We start from the raw sequence: 19,424 nt of genomic DNA, 5'->3' as shown, positions 1-19,424 counted from the left end.
ATAGTTAGGGGGATTTACAGACACTTTATAAAAAAGGGACCTTATTCTGATACCTTTCTTATAATTGCTGTCCGTCCTTTTAACTAGTTAAATATACCTCTCGATTGTTATTATAGAATTCCTTAAACAAATTGATTATTGTTTTTTCTTCTTCCGTGATTGTACTATTGACTTCTTCACATACTCTTACATATTCATTAATTTTTTCTTTATCAAAATACATATTAAAGTCTCTATCATTGAACCGAATTTCTTTCCATAGTTTATCATCTCGAAATGAATCAATTCTTGCTTGAAAAATACTAAGAAACTTTATGATATTTCTTGGGTTCTTTTCAATTAATTTATAATAATATTCAATGACCTCTTCTGTGTTATCTATATACTCCATTAAAACCCACATTCCATATCTTTTTTGATTGTCCACAAAAATATTTGCACCCAAATCAATATACTTCTTTTGTAACTTTTTTTGGAATAAAGACTTACATTCTTTCACAATATATTCGTATCCCATCTTTTCTGCATGTCCCTCGGCAAAATACAGTACTCCTCTTACAAATTCTAAATCCACACATTCTTTAATAACATCTTCTAATAAAGCCTTTTTTAATTCATTGGTATTAGCTAGTTTAATTATTTCCGCTACCGTTCCTTTTGCATGCGTATATGCAGTTAAATCTATTCCTGACTCTTTATCATCATACATTGATGAATTGCTGTAAAGTATTTGCACCAATTTTGAACTAGAATATGAATCCATATCTCTTATATAACCTCTAATATTTTTAAAAAACTGAACTTGTTCCCTAAAATCCATTTCATCGAATACATTAACAAATTTAGAATTGCTTAAATTCTTATCAACCTCAGGATTTAAGCTCAATACCACCTCTTCGATTTTATCATTTAAAATCATGTATCTATTTTTCTCAAAGGTAAAGTAAAAATCAAAGAACTGATCATCTTCAATTGATTTTCTAAGAATAAATTCATAATTTGCACCAGTGTTTACTAAATTATCGTACCCATTTTTGTAATGTTTCACTGAGGTAAATATCGAACCCAGAATATTTTTCAATATTTCCTGTTTTTCTTCATTTACCACTTTAGAAAAGAATCCATTATAATATTCTTTTCTTTTTTGATTAATATCTCCACTCGGCATTTGAAAAACAATATCAGAGAAGTAATAAACAAACTTATTTTTATTTTTGAGAATCTCACTATGCTGAACTGGGAAAGAAAATTCAATTAAAATAATCATTAAAAAATCATAAAAGTTGATATCCGTTTTCAGCATAGCAGATTTTATATTTAATAAGTTATAGAAGCGTTTAATTTTCCTCACATCATCAAATAAAGCTGAGATACTTGGTAAAATACTTTGGATTTTATCTTTTGTTTCTCTATCTATAGTTATTCCTGTTTCTCTTATGAAACTATTTAAATAGTTTACCCAAATAGTTTCATATGTTCCGTTAGGGGTTTTAGGTAATTTAAAATCTACTTGTATAATTTTGTCTAAAAAATCTTTATCCGATCTCATTTCACGCCAAAGGATTCTCTCTACCCTTTTTTTATCAAAGGATAGAATGTAAATAAAGTTATCAAAATCTGAAAATAGTTTAACCATCTTGAAAATCAATAATATTTCTTCTCTTTCCATCCTATCCAAATCATCAATAAAAATAACTACCTTTTGATCCAGCTTTTTTAATTTATCTTCGATTTTATTTTTTACCGTATTTACATTTTGTCTAGAAGTGAAATCAGGAATAACCATTGAAATAATTTTTTTAACCTTAAATCCTTCAATTGAATCAAGAAGCAAGTCTCGATAATCAGAAATTAACATCATCAAATCCAATGTCATCATTTTTTTCCCTAAACTTTCACAGATTAGATCAAAATAATTTTTTATAATTGAATCTATAGATTTAAAATACCAAGGTTCGAAGCGAATTACATGGACATAATCTTTCTCTTCACCTAACTCTTTTTCAATCATATCTAATACAGTAGTTTTACCCTCTCCCCATTCACCATACATCCCAATAACAAATGAACCTTTAACATTAACGTTTTTTATAGCATTAGATAAATTATCAACAGTGTTTTTTCTATTCAATAAATCTTCTGTTGCTGGATTGTCTCCCACAAATCGCTGAGAACCCTTATCTCTAATAACATTTCTTATTATTTTACTAATTCTACTAACTAGAAAAACAAAAATAAGCACCAATAACACATAGTATTCAGCTATAAAGCTAAGTTTACCCACACCAAAAGCTGTAATAACCTTATAGAGTATTAGTCCTATAAACAAACTGGCTAAAGCTTTATCAGCGAGGGTTATGTATGTAAAATAATGACTTTTTCGTATTATTCCATATAAAGGTTCTTTATATTTTACTATCAATAATATAATGGTTATTACTGTTAAATATAAAATAACTGCCCAAATTCCAGTCCAATCAAAAAGATTTACTCGATCCCACACCAACATAGTTGGACTTTTAATTTCCACAAAATTATGTAAAACCATTAATAATATAGTAACTAAACTGCTTAATATAATTGTTTCTATACCAAAGCTTTTTATTACTTTAAGACCTTTAGTACTAATATCCTTGAAGCTCACATTTCTCATTTAGCATTCACACCTCTATTTACACTCTCTCATTTTTCATTAAACACGAATAAGTTCTCAGTAATATTAAAATCCATACAAAAAAGATGACCGATTTCCCAGTAAAAATCGGTCAATAATATTAGATCCCACTCAATATTATTATTAATTCAACTATTCTAGATTATGCTTCTTAACGGTTTTAACATATTCTACACAAAACCTTTATACAACTTCTATTCTCAGTTCACCAGTAATTGGCTTAGGGAGATTTTTAGCATATATTGTATACTCCCAATTTAAATTTTTCCCGCAGGCCCTTGGCCCAAAAGCAACTCTTAATTCTTCTGCAAAAACCTCTGTGTTCTGTTGGTGTTTAAGAGCTCCAACATCTGCTTCAACAACAAAATACTTTTCTTCCTTTTGCACATTCGGATAATGCAAAACAGTATTAATTGCTACATTAGAAATAGCCGCATGAAATATATCCCTACCCTTAGGCGGTTCTGAAGGAATCTCATCCATTACGATTATTCCCTCTTCTCTTGGAATTGTCACTCGAATAGATACGTCCTCTAAATATCGCTCACCATTATTCCGAAGAATAATATTTATCTTTTTTGAAATTTCTTCACCTACATAATAACAGTCGTGCTGATAATAATCTTGTTTCACCTCTTTTAAATTTTCTCTTAGCTTTTCCGTACTTCTTTTTCCATAAGGTATTGATTGAAAAGGCGAAAATATCATACTATCAAAACGATGCATTTCCATTTCACCTTCTTTTTCTCTCCTATTTAATTCAACCTCAATTCTTTGTTTAGCTAATTCAGACGGGAATTTAACTTCTTTTGTTCCTTCTATAACTATTTTATCCTCAAATGTTTCATTGAAACCAACTGAAATTTTCCCATTAAAATACTGATTTGATCGAAAAGTTAATAATTCATCTAAATCTCTTCTTGTTAATCGATCTTGCTGGCTACCTCTTCTGATGTAACAATCTCCTTTTTTTAAACTTTGGAAATCTTTTTTCATCATATAAGGAGGATTATTACAAGGACCAATTTCAAATATACCTAATAAGTTCCCTCCTACTTCAAGTGGAGAATATGAAAACTCAATAGAAGGTTCGATGTTTTCTCGAATAACCTGTTCATAAGTTGCTTGATCTATAAATTCCTCTTTCTGAATTGCATGATATTCTTTCTCTCCATCTGTTTTATCTTTAACACCAACAACAATGTATTTTTTACCGTCAATTGGCGCATTAGCCATCGACATAATATCCTTAATTAAATCTTTGTTTTTTTCTTTTTTATATTGTTCTCTTTTAAAATCTAGTCTTGTGCTTTCACGTTCATACTTTATTAACCACTCAATATTCTTCAAACCGTTTTCCCCTTTACGATAAATTCTCTCTATTAAACTTATAATCTTTCCATTAAATACCTAAAAATATTGTAAACTGCATATAGAAATAAAACAACAAATACAAAACTGTATGTAGTGTTTTATTCCTATTCTTAAAACGTCCTATGAAACAAAAAACAAAGGGTAAAGTTAACTTTACCCTTTGTTTTAATATAACCATATTCTATAAGCCAACGTTTTTCTCCATTGCCATAACATCCACAAATTTCCCATCTAACTTTCCTTGTTTTTCAAATACGCCTACTTCACGATACCCCATAGAACAATATAAACCTTGTCCTAATAAATTGAAGGGAAATGTAAACAATACAATTTTATAAAATGCATTTTGTACAGCAACTTCTTCAATTTTTTTAACAGCCGTTTTCCTATCCCTTTTCCTCGTTACTCTCGGTCAATATAAATAGATAAATCAGCAACACCGTTATACACACAACGGTGTGAATATGAATTTAAAGACACCCACCCTATGATTTGTCCTTTCATTTCCGCCACTAATACTGCATATCGATCACTACGATTTGAAAACCATTCTTCCATATCAACAACGGTCTTCTCATTTTCTTCTAAGGTAGCAATTCGATCTTGTATCCCTTGATTGTAGATCGCAGTGATTTATTCAATGTCTGGTGCTCTCGCATTACGAATTAACAATTCTCCTATCCCCTTTTTCTTATAAAATTAGTCTATCCATGATGATGGATAGACTAATTCATTCTTTTTATGGTTTTGTAGCTTCTATAACTGCTGATACAATGTATTCATCTACACTTGTACCAGGAGCCCAATCTTTGATAAACCCTTTTGATTCAATCCGAATAGATTCAAAACCTGCTTTTTCCAAATAACCCTTCAAATGATCAATATAGGATGCTCCTGAAATACAACCCGAATAAAAACGTAAATTTTTTTGAATATCTTCTGGTAACTCTGCTGTGAGTACAATATCAGAAATCGCTAAACGTCCACTGAATCATTTGAAACAGGAAGGTGTTCAATTTCACCAAGACGGAATTCAACATTTTTATAATTATGTTTTTCAGCGTTAGCACGCGCCTTACTTACCATTTCTGGTGTCATATCTACACCAATTGCTAAACCTGTTTCTCCTATAAAAAAGGTGTCTCGATCATTGAGACACCTTTTCGTGTTTTAATTATATTCATTCAGATATCGCAAATATCCAATATTCTACTTTAGTACAAAAAGAATGTAGTCTAATTTTATCGGGCCATAATTTTATCGGGCCATAATTTTATCCGTCGAAATTTGGATAAAAATCATACAATCTTTTTAAAACAACGTTTAATAATTTCATCCATATAAAACAAGTTATACAAAAGTTCACCGTCTAGATAAAGCAAAGCAAGACTTTCTATTACCTCACTTAGAAAGCGGACTTCTTACTTTAATTGGTGCAACGACAAGTAATCCATTCCATGCAATAAACTCCGCTATTCGAAGCAGGTGTCAAATTTTCGAATTACACGCACTAACAGAAGATGATATTTTAATTGGGTTAAAAAGAGCTTTAGAAGATAAAGAAAAAGGCCTTGGAGAATATGCTGTAACGGTAACAGATGAAGCACTACATCACTTTGCAAACGCCTCTGGTGGTGATATGCGTTCCGCTTATAACGCACTTGAGCTTGCTGTATTATCTAGCTTTACTACAGACGATCAAGCGGCTGAAATCACACTCGAGATTGCAGAAGAATGCTTACAAAAGAAGAGCTTCGTTCACGACAAAGGCGGCGATGCTCATTATGACGTATTATCAGCATTTCAAAAATCAGTGCGCGGAAGTGATGTAAATGCAGCGCTCCATTATTTAGCACGCCTTATTGAAGCAGGTGATTTACAAAGTATTGGCAGACGCCTTCTTATTATGGCTTATGAAGATATTGGACTTGCTAGCCCACAAGCTGGACCACGTACACTAGCTGCAATTGAATCAGCTGAACGAGTTGGATTCCCAGAAGCACGCATCCCACTTGCAAATGCCGTTATCGAGCTATGCTTATCACCAAAATCAAATTCAGCTTATAAAGCACTTGATGCTGCATTACACGATTTACGCAACGGTCAAACAGGTGACATTCCAAGCCATTTAAAAGATAGTCATTACAAAGGCGCAGAATCGCTTGGAAGAGGCATTGGATATTTATATCCACACGACCATCCAAACGGCTGGGTAAGGCAACAATACTTACCTGATAAAATAAAAAACAAGCAATATTATAAACCGAAAACGACAGGGAAATTTGAGCAAGCACTTTCTACTGTTTATGAAAGATTACAAACTTCGAATAAAACGAAAAATAAAGGGTAACATAAACGAAAACGTCACCATTATGGAGGCTTCGCTTATGAAAACACGTCAAGATGCATGGACAAAAGAAGATGATCTCCTTTTAGCAGAAACTGTTTTACGACATATTCGCAGCGGAAGTACACAAATAAAAGCATTTGATGAAGTCGGCGATACGTTGAACCGGACTTCAGCAGCTTGCGGCTTTAGATGGAATGCTGAAGTAAGACCGAATTACGAAGATGCTGTGCAGCTTGCGAAGAAACAACGTAAAGAATTAAAGCGCTCTGAAGCTAAAATAGAAAAAAATCAGTTCACGAAAACGAAAAAACTCGTAATCGATGCTGAGTTTTCTGAAGATATTACGCCAAGTAAACAAGAACTTACGATGCAAAATGTCATCTCATTTTTGCAAAACTTGGAGCATAATAACCCTTCACTCGCAAAGTTGCAAACTGAAAATGATGTATTACAAGCTCAGCTCACTTCTCTGCAAAAAACGAATCATGAACTTGAAACGAAATTAGCGGTACTCACAAAAAAACAACAAGCAATCGAAGAAGATTACGCGATGCTTGTTCGAATTATGGATCGTGCTCGAAAACTTGTTTCAGTCGAAGAGCAAGAAGAGCAAATTGCCCCGATTTTCAAAACCGATCAAAACGGGAATTTAGATATTATTTATTCTGCTGAGAATTAAAAACAGGGATGTCACTTTTTTAACTGAGTGACATCCTTGTTTGTTTTTGGTAAATCATATATATACATGTCGGTAAATGAAATTATATTAACGATTTTTCGAATATATCTATCGTAACTTGCAATATATCAACGATTTTTCGAATATATCTATCACAACTTGCAATATATCAACGATTCAATAAAGGATATCGATTTAACGACAAAGATTGACAATAACATTCCTCCTTGTCATACAAGGAAACTCCTAAAACGGATTAGATATTTTTTACTAAAATGTTATTATAAACATATACCTTTAAAGGGGGATGGTTGCTATTTCTTTAATAGTCTTCAAAATAACACTCGGTGTTCTCGTCCTAACTTTGGCTCTTTTCACCATTAACAGTTTAAAAAAGACGTCCGCCTATACATCAGATAAATATGATCATTACTTACTAGCGTTACTTACATTTGAACTAGTAGTAATGCAAATATCCATATTTCTTTAATACATAAAAAAAAAGCATATATCCAAAATGGATATATGCTTTTTTTTATTCTTGCCCTACACGTTTCACTTCTACATTTTTAATACGTTCACGTACAACGTGACTTGCCATAATTAAGCCTGCCACAGATGGTACGAATGCATTTGATGAAGGCGGTAATTTCGCTTTACGAATTTTTGCATTTTCGTCTGGTACGATTTCTTTACGTACTTCTTCACGAATTACGATTGGGTTTTCGTCAGAGAAGACAACTTCTACACCTTTTTTAATACCCTCTTTACGAAGCTTCGTACGAATGACTTTCGCAATCGGATCTGTGTGTGTTTTAGAAATGTCCGCAATACGGAAACGAGTTGGGTCCATTTTATTTGCTGCACCCATACATGAGATAATTTTAATTTTACGACGTAAACATTGTTTAATTAAATGAATTTTGAACGTAATCGTATCAGATGCATCCACTACGAAATCCAAACCGTGCTTAAAGAACTCTTCATATGTTTCATCTGTATAAAACATTTCAAGTCCAATTACTTCACACTCTGGGTTAATGTCTGCGATACGCTCTTTCATTAATTCTACTTTTGAACGTCCTACAGTAGATACTAAAGCGTGAATTTGACGGTTTACGTTTGTAATATCTACAACGTCTTTATCAACTAATACAAGACGTCCAACGCCAGAACGTGCTAACGCTTCAGCTGCAAAAGAGCCTACGCCGCCAATTCCTAAAATACCGACTGTACTATTTTTTAATATTTCAAGTCCTTCTTTACCGAAGGCTAATTCATTACGTGAAAATTGATGTAACATTCAGCTCTACACTCCTATTACAAAAATGGTCTACCATGTATTCTAGCGTTTTTCCGACTATTTGTATAGAAAAAGTTATAGAATTCCTAAAAATACATATTTCGAAAATGAAAACATAGACCAGAATTTCATTTCTTCCTAAATACACGTTTAAAAAGGAGGATTTAGAGAACCGAGCAGATCGAGGCGCTGAAGCCAGGAGGAGCGCAGTGTAGAAAAATACTACTCGAGCACCGGACTGGCGAAGCAACGATGAGATGCGACAATTATCTAAACCGGACTTTTTAAACTTCCTTTCAATACACGTTTAAAAAGGAGGATTTAGAGAACCGAGGAGATCGAGGCGCTGAAGCCAGGAGGAGCGCAGTGTAGAAATACTACTCGAGCACCGGACTGGCGAAGCAACGATGAGATGCGACAGTTATCTAAACCGGACTTTTTAAACAACCTCTCAAAAAAAGTCTAGACGGTTATAGTATAACCATCTAGACCCTATTCTTACTTCTCTTCTTTTAAGCTTAATTTTAAGTTTAACTCTTCAAGCTGTGCTTCTGCAACTGGGCTTGGAGCTTCTGTTAATAAGCAGCTTGCGCTTGCTGTTTTTGGGAATGCAATTGTATCACGAAGGTTCGTACGGCCTGCAAGTAACATAACAAGACGATCTAAACCTAATGCGATTCCGCCGTGTGGTGGTGTACCGTATTCGAATGCTTCTAATAAGAACCCGAATTGCTCTTGCGCTTCTTCTTGTGAGAATCCAAGTGCTTTGAACATTTTTTCTTGTACGTCACGCTCGTAAATACGAAGTGATCCACCACCAAGCTCATAACCGTTTAATACAAGGTCATATGCTTGTGCACGTGCTTTTTCTGGTGCTGTTTCTAGTAACTCAACGTCTTCACGGAATGGCATTGTGAATGGGTGGTGAGCTGCGAAGTAACGATCTGCATCTTCATCGTACTCAAGAAGTGGCCAATCCGTTACCCATAGGAAATTATATTTACTTTCGTCAATTAACTCAAGCTCTTTACCTAGACGTAAGCGAAGTGCACCTAAGCTATCTGCAACAACGCTCTTCTTATCTGCTACGAATAGTAATAAGTCGCCAGCAGTAGCCTCTAATGTGCTCATTAACACATTTGCATCTTCTTCACTGAAGAATTTCGCAATCGGTCCTTTTAAGCCATCTTCTTCAACTTTAAGCCAAGCTAGACCTTTTGCACCGTATACTTTCACGAATTCAGTTAATGCATCGATGTCTTTACGAGAATATTTACTTGCAGCACCTTTTGCATTAATTGCTTTTACTTGTCCGCCGCTTTCTACAGCACTTGTAAACACTTTAAAGCCACAACCTGCTGCAAACTCAGATAAGTCTGTTAGTTCCATTTCAAAGCGTGTATCTGGCTTATCAGAACCGTAGCGAGCCATTGCATCAGCATATTTCATACGAGGGAATGGTGCACTAACTTCTACACCTTTTGCATCCTTCATAACTTTCGTCATCATACGCTCCATCATATCTAAAATTTCATCTTGTGTTAAGAATGAAGCTTCGATATCGATTTGCGTGAATTCCGGTTGACGATCCGCACGTAAATCTTCATCACGGAAACAACGTGCTACTTGATAGTAACGCTCAAATCCGCCGACCATAAGAAGCTGTTTAAATAACTGTGGTGACTGCGGTAGTGCATAGAATTCACCATCATGCACACGACTTGGCACTAAATAGTCACGAGCTCCTTCTGGCGTGCTTTTCGTTAAAATTGGTGTTTCTACTTCTAAGAACTCTTCTGTGTCTAAGAAGTTACGAATTGTTTTCGTTACGTCATGACGCATTTTGAATGTGTTAAACATTACTGGACGACGTAAGTCTAAATAACGATATTTTAAACGCACATCTTCTGATGCATCTGTATCATCAGCAATGATGATTGGCGTTGTTTTCGCTGCATTTAGTACATTTACTTTTGTTGCTTGTACTTCAATACGACCAGTTGCCATATTGTCATTAATTGCGCCTTCACCACGTTCAACAACTGTACCTTCTACGTGTAATACGTATTCGCTACGAATTGTTTCTGCTACTTCTAACGCTTCTTTTGATGTTTCTGGGTTAAATACAACTTGCACGATACCTGTACGGTCACGTAAGTCGATAAAGATTAATCCACCTAAGTCACGGCGTTTTTGTACCCAACCTTTTAATTGAACTGTTTGTCCAACAGCTTCTACTGTTACTTTTCCACATGCATGTGTTCTTTCAGCCACTGTAAGTTCCCCCTATATTAATTTCTCTGCTACGTATGAAGCAAATACATCTAACGCTACTTCTTCTTGTTCACCTGTTGCCATATCTTTTAAGTTAATGATGCCTTTATCTAGCTCATCTTCTCCTAATACAGCTACAAATTTCGCCTTTAGACGATCTGCTGATTTAAATTGTGCTTTCATTTTGCGACCTAAATAATCTTTTTCAACTGACAATCCAGCTTTACGAAGATCGAACGCAACTTTTGCAGCATGGTCTTTCGCTTTTTCGCCAAGCGCCACAACGTAACAATCAATGCTATGTTCAAGTGGTAATTCAATGTTTTCAGCTTTTAGCGCCATAATTAAACGTTCAATACTCATTGCAAAACCGATACCTGGCATTTCTGGTCCACCGATTTCTTGTACAAGTCCGTTATAACGGCCACCACCGCTTAATGTAGTGATCGCACCGAAACCTTCTGCCTCACTCATAATTTCAAAAACAGTGTGTTGGTAGTAGTCTAAACCACGCACTAAGTTCGGATCTTTTTCAAACGGAACATCCATCATCGTTAATAGTTCTTGAACTTTGTCGTAGTATATTGCTGAATCTTCGTTTAAGTATTCTGTAATAGATGGTGCTGTTCCCATTAATTCATGGTTACGGTCCTTCTTACAGTCTAAAATTCGAAGTGGATTCTTTTCTAAGCGAGATTGACAGTCAGAACAGAATTCGCCGATACGTGGCTCAAAGTGTGCGATTAATGCATCACGGTGTGCTTGACGGCTCGCTGCGTCACCTAAACTGTTTAATACAACTTTAATATTTTTTAAGCCCATGCCGCGGTAAAATTCAACAGCAAGTGCAATTACTTCTGCATCAATTGCAGGGTCATTACTGCCGATTGCTTCGATACCGAATTGTACGAATTGACGATAGCGACCTGCTTGTGGTCTTTCATAACGGAACATTTGACCGATATAGTATAATTTCGTTGGTTGTGTTGCATCACCAAACATTTTATTTTCAACGTAAGAACGTACAACAGGTGCAGTACCTTCTGGACGTAATGTTAAGCTACGCTCTCCACGATCTTGGAATGAGTACATTTCTTTTTGTACGATATCTGTCGTATCACCAACACCGCGTAAAAATAGCTCAGTGTGCTCAAAAATTGGTGTACGAATTTCTTTATAATTGTAACGACGGCAAATTTCGCGTGCTTGCCCTTCGATATACTGCCATAACTCAACAGTGCCTGGAAGAATATCTTGCGTTCCGCGTGGGATTTGAATAGACATATTCAGTTCCTCCTCAAATTGTTTTAATCTTAATAAAAATAAAAAAACTCCCGCCTCTACTGTTTGAACAGTAGGGACGAGAGTATTATACCCGTGGTGCCACCCTAATTGAAGCACTTATGCTTCCACTTTTTTAATAACGCTTAAATATGCGTTCATCCCTACTAAGCGTATATGCCGTTCAAGTTGAAACCTCTAGAGTGTCATTCAATCAGTCATCATGTAGAAATGTTTTCAGCCTAAGACATTCCTTCTCTTTCCATGTGTGTCTCATTTACTCTTCTCTATCAACGGTTATATTCATATGTAAATATAAAATTACTATACGTTTGTTAAGTAGGATTGTCAAGTGCTCTAAGAACGTTCAATCTGCTTCTTTAAACGCTTTACATCTTGAAGAGAAATCCCAAACTCGGAAGCAAGCTCCATTGAAGTATTGTTTTGCTCTTTTGAAATAAAATCATGAAAATTCACGTTAAATAGTTGATTTGCACCATTTGTAACAGAATGCCCTTTTTCATTCATACGCATACGTATATCCCTCACATTCAATATGGATGTTTTACTTTTTATTGTTCCATATTGATGAAAGAGTTATACATAACCAAAACTGCTATTAATTCCAAATAAATGAACAAAACATACAACAATGTATAAAAAAGAGAGGATTATATAACCCTCTCTTTTTTATCAACACTATTTACTTTCTACAATTAAGGTCACCGGACCATCATTGATTAAAGAAACATCCATCATTGCTCCGAACTTCCCTGTTTCCACATGTAATCCTTGTTTACGAACTTCTTCATTAAAGAAATCGTATAAACGCTCTGCATAATCAGGTTTCGCAGCATCCATAAAGTTTGGACGTCTTCCCTTGCGGCAATCTCCGTATAATGTGAATTGCGAAATAGATAGAACTTGTCCTTCTACATCAAGTACAGAATGATTCATCTTTCCGCTCTCATCTTCAAAAATACGTAAGTTTGCAATTTTTTCCGCAATGTAAGTTGCATCTTTTTCTGTATCTTCGTGCGTAATGCCAACTAGTAATGTTAAACCGAACGGAATTTGTCCTACGATCTCACCGTCTACTGTGACAGACGCTTTCTTTGATCGTTGTAAAACAACTCTCATCTTTCTACACTCCCTATTAATGCATCATGCGTCGTACTGCATAAATTTCTGGAACGCGTTTAATGCGTTCTACTACTTTTTTCAAGTGTTGTAAGTTACGAATCGAGATTGACATATTAATTGTTGCCATCTTATTACGGTCACTTCTACCAGAAACAGCTGAAATGTATGTTTTCGTCTCTGTAACAGCTTGCAGTACTTCATTTAATAAACCGCGGCGATCGTAACCTGAAATTTCAATATCAACGTTATACTCTATTTCTTTTTCAGGGCTACCTTCCCACTCAACTTCTAATAAACGTTCTATCGCTTCTTCTGTATGAACATTTACACAATCACGGCGGTGAATCGATACACCTCGGCCTTTCGTAATATACCCAACGATATCATCACCCGGAACTGGGTTACAGCATTTCGATAAACGGATTAATAAATTATCAGCACCGCTTACCTTTACACCAGAATCCCATTTTCGAATTTTCATCGGTTTACGAACTTCTTTAACTTCAACAATTTCTTCTTCTTCGCGTTGCTTGCGGAACTTGTCCGTTAGTCGCGTAACAATTTGCGAAGCTGTAATTCCGCTATATCCAACTGCTGCAAACATATCTTCTTCATTTGCAAAGTTAAATTTCTCAGCGACGCGTTTTAAGTTATCAGGCGCTAATACTTCTTTCATCTCATACTCTAGACCACGTACTTCCTTTTCAACAAGTTCACGGCCTTTTTCAATATTTTCGTCTCTACGTTGTTTCTTAAAGAATTGACGAATTTTATTTTTCGCATGAGATGTTTGAGCAAGTTTTACCCAATCTTGACTTGGGCCATATGAATGTTTCGACGTTAAAATTTCAATGATATCGCCGGTTTTTAATTTATAATCCAGCGTTACCATTTTCCCGTTTACTTTTGCACCAATTGTTTTATTCCCAATTTCCGAATGGACACGATACGCGAAATCAATTGGAACCGATCCAAGTGGTAATTCCATTACATCGCCTTTCGGTGTAAAGACGAATACCATGTCAGAGAATAAATCAATTTTTAATGACTCCATAAATTCTTCTGCATTAGAAGCTTCATTTTGCCATTCTAATATTTGACGGAACCACGTGAGTTTCTTCTCTAATGTACCTGTTGTTTCTGCTGTTTTTCCTTCTTTGTATGCCCAGTGTGCCGCGATCCCGAATTCTGCAATTTCGTGCATTTCTTTCGTACGAATTTGCACTTCAAGTGGATCACCTTTCGGTCCAATTACAGTCGTATGAAGAGATTGATATAGATTTGCTTTTGGCATTGCAATATAATCTTTAAAACGACCTGGCATCGGCTTCCAGCACGTATGAATAATTCCAAGCACTGCATAACAATCTTTGATACTATTTACAACAACACGTACAGCTAATAAATCGTAAATTTCATTGAACTGTTTATTTTGCAGTGCCATTTTACGATAAATACTGTAAATATGTTTCGGTCTTCCAGAGATCTCAGGTTGAATTGCAACTTCTTTTAATTTCTCACGAATACCAGTCATTACTTCGTCTAAGTATTCTTCACGTTCTGCACGTTTACGCTTCATTAAATTTACAATACGATAATATTGTTGTGGATTTAAATAGCGAAGTGACGTATCCTCTAGCTCCCATTTAATAGTACTAATTCCGAGTCTATGTGCTAAAGGTGCAAAGATTTCTAGCGTTTCATTCGCTATGCGACGCTGCTTCTCTTGAGGCAAATGTTTCAATGTACGCATGTTATGAAGACGATCAGCTAGTTTAATTAAAATAACTCGAATATCTTGAGCCATTGCAATAAACATTTTGCGATGGTTTTCTGCTTGTTGTTGTTCGTGAGATTTATATTTGATCTTCCCAAGCTTCGTAACACCATCAACAAGCATAGCAATTTCTTTGTTAAATTCCCGTTCAATATCTTCTAACGTAATCTCTGTATCTTCCACTACATCATGTAAGAAACCTGCTGATACCGTAGCTGGATCCATGTGTAAATCAACTAAAATACCTGCAACTTGAATTGGATGAATAATATACGGTTCACCCGATTTTCTGTATTGTTCGCTATGCGCATCGCGTGCATATTCATAGGCACGTGCTACTAGCTCAATATCTTCATCCACTAAATATTGACTTGCTTTCTCGAGTACCTGTTCAGCTGTTAGTACCTGCTCATTTGCCATCGAATCACCTTTTATTGAAAATTGACTTTATCTTTATTTAATAGAATAAATTATATTCTATCATTATAACCCAATGATTGTGAATTGTGAAAAGGAAAAGATTTTACTGACATTTCACCATGATTTTTTGTTCAATTATACAAAAGTACCCGCTCCTCTCCAAGAGATTCACGGGTACTTTTTATCACCGTAGTTTTACCTATATAGTGATTAGTATTTTTCTAATACTAATACATCGTAACCATCTAACATTTTACGACCATCTAAGTAAGTAAGCTCTACTAAGAATGCAATCCCTGCTACAACTCCGCCAAGTTCTTCAACTAGCTTAATTGTCGCTTCAATAGTTCCACCTGTAGCTAATAGGTCATCTGTAATTAATACGCGTTGACCTGGCTTAATTGCATCTTTATGGATTGTTAAAACATCTTTACCATATTCTTTACCGTAGTCAACTGTAATTACTTCACGTGGTAATTTTCCTAATTTACGAACTGGCGCAAATCCTACTTCTAACGCATAAGAAACTGGGCAACCGATAATGAAACCACGAGCTTCTGGTCCTACTACAACATCGATATCTCTTTCTTTTGCGTATTCAACGATTGCATCTGTTGCTGCTTTGTATGCTTTACCGTCATTCATTAAAGGTGTAATGTCTTTAAACACAATACCTTCTTTCGGATAATCCGGTACAATTGCGATATGTTGCTTGAAATCCATATTTCTGAATCCTCCTCAGATCTAAAAGGTTTGTAAATACAAATCCTTTACCCTAACTGTTCTACTTCTTTATGATTACGAATCGTTTCAAACCATGTATATAGTTGCTGATATGTGCTATAAACCAATTCTTTTTCTAATTGTAAGTGGTTCATTTTCTCACGATATGTGTTCGATTCAATTAAATCACGCTTTTGTTTTTTGTCTGCCATAAAAATGACGCCATCTTTTATTGTAACAAATTCTAACTCAAAAAACACCTGTGTCATAAAATTTACTGTATCTTTTGACCAACCTTTATGACGACATAGTTGTTCTCCATATTGTCTTAAAGAAAATGGTGTTTTTTGGCTTAAGAAAGAATAGTACCATTTAAAGTGTTCTCTCGTCGGAACTGTACTAAATAAGTGGTTATTCTCTTGATAAAATAGCGTATAAATTCGCGCTGGGAATCCTGCCTTAAATAACTCACGTAATTCATCGGTTCCTTTTGGTAAATCAAGTAACACGATATATTGATCATCTAAATGCGTTACTTCTGAAGCATGCATGAGCTTTTCTTTATAGCTCTCTAAAGAAAATTTATTCAATACCTCTTCAGAAAAATACACCATTGTTATTTTTTCTTTCGGAAGTTCTGCTAAATTTGCTTCTGCATTACGCATACTACGCCAATCAAATAATTGCCACGCCTCTACAGCAATATCTTGTACCATTAGTTGTGGCTTCTTAAAATTATTCCATTCATTGATGGATGCTTCTCCTATTACAGATACTTTTGCAACTGGAGAGATTTCTTTCGCATATGCACCAAAACCAAATCCAATTGTATCCAGTGTTGCTTGTCCATCACGAAGAGCCATTTTTAAATGAGAACCATCTGATCCGATTGCGCGAATGCTTTCTAACTCTGCATCTTTTACTGCAATACGTGGTTTCGGATTTCCAATACCAAACGGGGCTAGTTTTTGCATATCTTCAATTGCCGCTAGCGTTACATCCTCTACTTTGCAAAAAACATCAACTGCTGTAATTGGAATAAAATCTTCTTCTGTTAAAATCGCATCTGCTTGTTCATTTAATCGGCGACGTAATTCATCTACATCATTCATATGTAGCGTCATTCCCGCTGCCATCGGATGCCCTCCGAAGTGTGGCAATAACTCTCTACAATCTGATAAGTTTGCAAACAAATCAAATCCTGCAATACTACGTGCTGAGCCTTTTGCTGTTTCTTTTATAGGATCGATGCTTAATACAATCGTCGGACGATAAAAACGTTCAACTAATTTAGAAGCAACAATTCCAATTACCCCTGGGTTCCAGCCTTCTTTTGCAAGTACTAATACTTTGTTTTCTTCTGGCGGGAATTTATTTTCAACTTCAGCGATAGCTTCTTCTGTAATTTGCTTTACAATATCTTTTCGCAGTTTGTTCAGCTCATCAATTTCTTCGGCCAACTCTTTCGCTTCCTCTGGATCATCTGATAATAAAAGGTGTACAGCCGGCGCAGCATCTTCTAAACGCCCAACCGCATTAATACGAGGTGCAATTGAGAAGCCAATACTCTCTTCTGTAATTTCACTTTGCGAAACGTTAGCAACTTTAAACAATGCCTTCAAACCAATATTTCTCGTCATACGCATATGTTTTAAACCGCGTTTCACTAGCAACCTATTTTCACCATGAAGTGATACTAAATCGGCTACTGTACCGATTACTGCAATCTCTAATAAATGTTCTGGTACACGGCCTAATAGTGCATGCGCAACTTTAAACGCAACACCTACACCAGCTAAATAGTGAAACGGATATACGCCACCTTCTAATTTCGGATGTATAATCGCAAGCGCTTCTGGCAATTCTGGCGGTGGCTCATGGTGATCTGTAATAATTAGATCTATTCCAAGCTCTTTCGCTACATTCGCTTCATGTACTGCTGCGATGCCAGTGTCGACAGTAATAATCAGTGAGAAACCTGCACTATGCGCCCAACGAAATGCTTCTTCGTTCGGTCCATACCCTTCTGTAAAACGATTTGGAATGTAAAATTCTACTTCTGCACCTAATTCTTGAAGAGCAAGATATAAAACCGTCGTACTACTTACTCCGTCCGCATCGTAATCACCAAATATTAATATTTGCTCTCCATTTTGAATCGCCTTATTTACACGTTCTACCGTTCTATCCATTCCTTCTAATAAAAATGGATCATGAAATTCTTGATTTTCTGTATTTAAAAAATCTAAAATCTTATCTTCTGTATCTAGTCCTCTACCGAGGAATAATGAAACGACAAGTGGCGATAACTGTAATTTACTTGCTAATTCACTCACTCGCTCGTCATTATATTCTTTTTCTTTCCAACGCGTCTTCGGTTGTAACACGAAATCACCCCTTAACCTGTTCATTATACAAGACAGATTAAGGGGTGACAATATAATGCAAACTACGATGCGATATCTATATACTAAAATGTTAATGATGTTTAATTTGGAGAATACGGATTTATATGTACGAATACATTTTGTACATTATCTTGTTTCATAAGTATTTCTTTCACATGTTTTCCAATACGGTGTCCTTCTTCTACGGTAATGTATGGATCTACAGACACTTTAATATCGACAATAACATAATGACCATGCTCCCGTGCATATAAAGAACCAATTTTTTTCACACCATCTACTTGAAGAACGGCCTCTCTAAGCGGAATAACATCCTCCTCATGAAGAACATGGTCAAGCGTTGCATGAATTGCTTCCGCTCCAATGCTCCATGCCATTTTTACAACAAGAAGTGAAACAACTAATCCTGCAATCGGATCAGCATATACGAGCCAGTCTATACCAAACTTACCACCGATTATAGCTGCACAAATACCGATTAAAGCTGCAATTGAAGAAAATACATCCGAACGGTGCTCATATGCATTTGCAATAATTGCATCACTGTTTACTCTTTTCCCTAATCGGAATTTATATTGAAACATTCCTTCTTTCACGACGATTGAAAGAACAACAGCAAATATCGTAATTCCTTTCGGCGGTTCTAGTTCTTGCGAAAAAGCTTTTATAGACGAAATCGCGATTTCAAGTCCCACAATAAATAATAATACCGCAACAATAATCGCTGAAATCGATTCCGCTTTACCATGACCATACGGATGATCCTCATCAGGTGGCTGCTTTGCCGCTCGCAGTCCAAAAAGTACAGCTAGCGAACCTATTACATCTGATGCAGAATGCACGGCATCCGCTAATAACGCTTTACTGTTCCCAATATAACCAATTACCGCCTTTACAATCGCTAATATAATATTACCAACGATCCCGACAATAGCACCAAACTCGGCCTGTTTAAAACGTTCATCTTTTTCCATAATTAAAATCCCTTCTTTTCCTAACCTATCTTTTTATTTTAACA

Annotated in this window: 12 protein-coding genes, 3 pseudogenes and 1 other annotated feature; of the genes and pseudogenes, 2 read left to right on the top strand and 13 right to left on the bottom strand. The window is 35.5% G+C overall.

The features are described 5' to 3' along the window. Nucleotides 1–79: 79 nt before the first annotated feature. From ACK1U5_RS17590 to ACK1U5_RS17575, 4 genes and pseudogenes are all read right to left on the bottom strand, one after another. The gene (locus ACK1U5_RS17590; protein WP_113710610.1) at nt 80–2,653 is read right to left on the bottom strand and encodes a KAP family P-loop NTPase fold protein; all 2,574 of its coding nucleotides are present in this window, start codon (nt 2,651–2,653) and stop codon (nt 80–82) included. Between the two features lie 204 nt (nt 2,654–2,857). Then, nucleotides 2,858–4,024 (bottom strand): ATP-binding protein, encoded by a 1,167-nt coding sequence (locus ACK1U5_RS17585; RefSeq protein ID WP_113710609.1) that lies wholly within the window; start codon nt 4,022–4,024, stop codon nt 2,858–2,860. A gap of 205 nt (nt 4,025–4,229) precedes the next feature. Further along, nucleotides 4,230–4,681: pseudogene (locus tag ACK1U5_RS17580) on the bottom strand (arsinothricin resistance N-acetyltransferase ArsN1 family A). Between the two features lie 106 nt (nt 4,682–4,787). Then, nucleotides 4,788–5,179, bottom strand: a pseudogene (locus tag ACK1U5_RS17575) (methyltransferase domain-containing protein); the annotation flags it as partial. A 226-nt stretch (nt 5,180–5,405) separates the two neighbouring features. Here ACK1U5_RS17575 and ACK1U5_RS17570 point away from each other — a divergent pair. Both ACK1U5_RS17570 and ACK1U5_RS17565 read left to right on the top strand, forming a co-directional pair. Continuing rightward, nucleotides 5,406–6,398: pseudogene (locus ACK1U5_RS17570) on the top strand (replication-associated recombination protein A); the annotation flags it as partial. Between the two features lie 37 nt (nt 6,399–6,435). Beyond that, complete coding sequence (locus ACK1U5_RS17565; protein WP_069605075.1) at nt 6,436–7,077, top strand: RsfA family transcriptional regulator; 642 nt, start codon at nt 6,436–6,438, stop codon at nt 7,075–7,077. A gap of 535 nt (nt 7,078–7,612) precedes the next feature. Here ACK1U5_RS17565 and ACK1U5_RS17560 read toward each other — a convergent pair. The 9 genes from ACK1U5_RS17560 to ACK1U5_RS17520 all read right to left on the bottom strand — a co-directional run bounded on the left by ACK1U5_RS17560 (nt 7,613) and on the right by ACK1U5_RS17520 (nt 19,380). Beyond that, a complete protein-coding gene (locus ACK1U5_RS17560; protein WP_113710608.1) occupies nt 7,613–8,380 on the bottom strand; it encodes a tRNA threonylcarbamoyladenosine dehydratase in 768 nt (255 codons plus the stop codon). A gap of 498 nt (nt 8,381–8,878) precedes the next feature. Continuing rightward, entirely contained in the window at nt 8,879–10,654 is a 1,776-nt protein-coding gene (gene aspS, locus ACK1U5_RS17555) for an aspartate--tRNA ligase (RefSeq protein WP_000840905.1), read from the bottom strand. A gap of 12 nt (nt 10,655–10,666) precedes the next feature. Beyond that, the gene (gene hisS / locus ACK1U5_RS17550; RefSeq protein ID WP_044584871.1) at nt 10,667–11,938 is read right to left on the bottom strand and encodes a histidine--tRNA ligase; all 1,272 of its coding nucleotides are present in this window, start codon (nt 11,936–11,938) and stop codon (nt 10,667–10,669) included. A 69-nt stretch (nt 11,939–12,007) separates the two neighbouring features. Beyond that, nucleotides 12,008–12,238 (bottom strand) — a binding site (T-box leader). A gap of 54 nt (nt 12,239–12,292) precedes the next feature. Continuing rightward, nucleotides 12,293–12,469: a hypothetical protein gene (locus ACK1U5_RS17545; RefSeq protein WP_001242605.1), complete on the bottom strand. Its 177-nt coding sequence runs from the start codon at nt 12,467–12,469 to the stop codon at nt 12,293–12,295. A gap of 165 nt (nt 12,470–12,634) precedes the next feature. Next, nucleotides 12,635–13,075, bottom strand: coding sequence for a D-tyrosyl-tRNA(Tyr) deacylase (locus tag ACK1U5_RS17540; RefSeq protein ID WP_001266965.1), 441 nt, complete (start codon nt 13,073–13,075; stop codon nt 12,635–12,637). A gap of 16 nt (nt 13,076–13,091) precedes the next feature. Continuing rightward, entirely contained in the window at nt 13,092–15,275 is a 2,184-nt protein-coding gene (gene relA, locus ACK1U5_RS17535; protein ID WP_001262811.1) for a GTP diphosphokinase, read from the bottom strand. A gap of 210 nt (nt 15,276–15,485) precedes the next feature. After that, on the bottom strand, nt 15,486–15,998 hold the full coding sequence (locus ACK1U5_RS17530; protein ID WP_000346215.1) for an adenine phosphoribosyltransferase: 513 nt from the start codon (nt 15,996–15,998) through the stop codon (nt 15,486–15,488). Nucleotides 15,999–16,045: 47 nt separating this feature from the next. Then, nucleotides 16,046–18,385: a single-stranded-DNA-specific exonuclease RecJ gene (gene recJ / locus ACK1U5_RS17525; protein WP_000941237.1), complete on the bottom strand. Its 2,340-nt coding sequence runs from the start codon at nt 18,383–18,385 to the stop codon at nt 16,046–16,048. A 101-nt stretch (nt 18,386–18,486) separates the two neighbouring features. Then, nucleotides 18,487–19,380, bottom strand: a complete 894-nt coding sequence (locus ACK1U5_RS17520) for a cation diffusion facilitator family transporter (protein WP_000409741.1) — start codon at nt 19,378–19,380, stop codon at nt 18,487–18,489. Between the last annotated feature and the right edge of the window lie 44 nt (nt 19,381–19,424).

This window comes from Bacillus sp. XB1 (assembly GCF_053557995.1).
This window is presented reverse-complemented; position numbering and strand designations above follow the sequence as displayed.

Excerpts from the sequence above, each read along its gene's own strand:
- ACK1U5_RS17590 (WP_113710610.1), bottom strand. The coding sequence starts at position 2,653 with ATGAGAAATGTGAGCTTCAAGGATATTAGTACTAAAGGTCTTAAAGTA.
- ACK1U5_RS17565 (WP_069605075.1), top strand. The coding sequence starts at position 6,436 with ATGAAAACACGTCAAGATGCATGGACAAAAGAAGATGATCTCCTTTTA.
- ACK1U5_RS17560 (WP_113710608.1), bottom strand. The coding sequence starts at position 8,380 with ATGTTACATCAATTTTCACGTAATGAATTAGCCTTCGGTAAAGAAGGA.
- hisS (WP_044584871.1), bottom strand. The coding sequence starts at position 11,938 with ATGTCTATTCAAATCCCACGCGGAACGCAAGATATTCTTCCAGGCACT.
- ACK1U5_RS17545 (WP_001242605.1), bottom strand. The coding sequence starts at position 12,469 with ATGCGTATGAATGAAAAAGGGCATTCTGTTACAAATGGTGCAAATCAA.
- ACK1U5_RS17540 (WP_001266965.1), bottom strand. The coding sequence starts at position 13,075 with ATGAGAGTTGTTTTACAACGATCAAAGAAAGCGTCTGTCACAGTAGAC.
- relA (WP_001262811.1), bottom strand. The coding sequence starts at position 15,275 with ATGGCAAATGAGCAGGTACTAACAGCTGAACAGGTACTCGAGAAAGCA.
- ACK1U5_RS17530 (WP_000346215.1), bottom strand. The coding sequence starts at position 15,998 with ATGGATTTCAAGCAACATATCGCAATTGTACCGGATTATCCGAAAGAA.
- ACK1U5_RS17520 (WP_000409741.1), bottom strand. The coding sequence starts at position 19,380 with ATGGAAAAAGATGAACGTTTTAAACAGGCCGAGTTTGGTGCTATTGTC.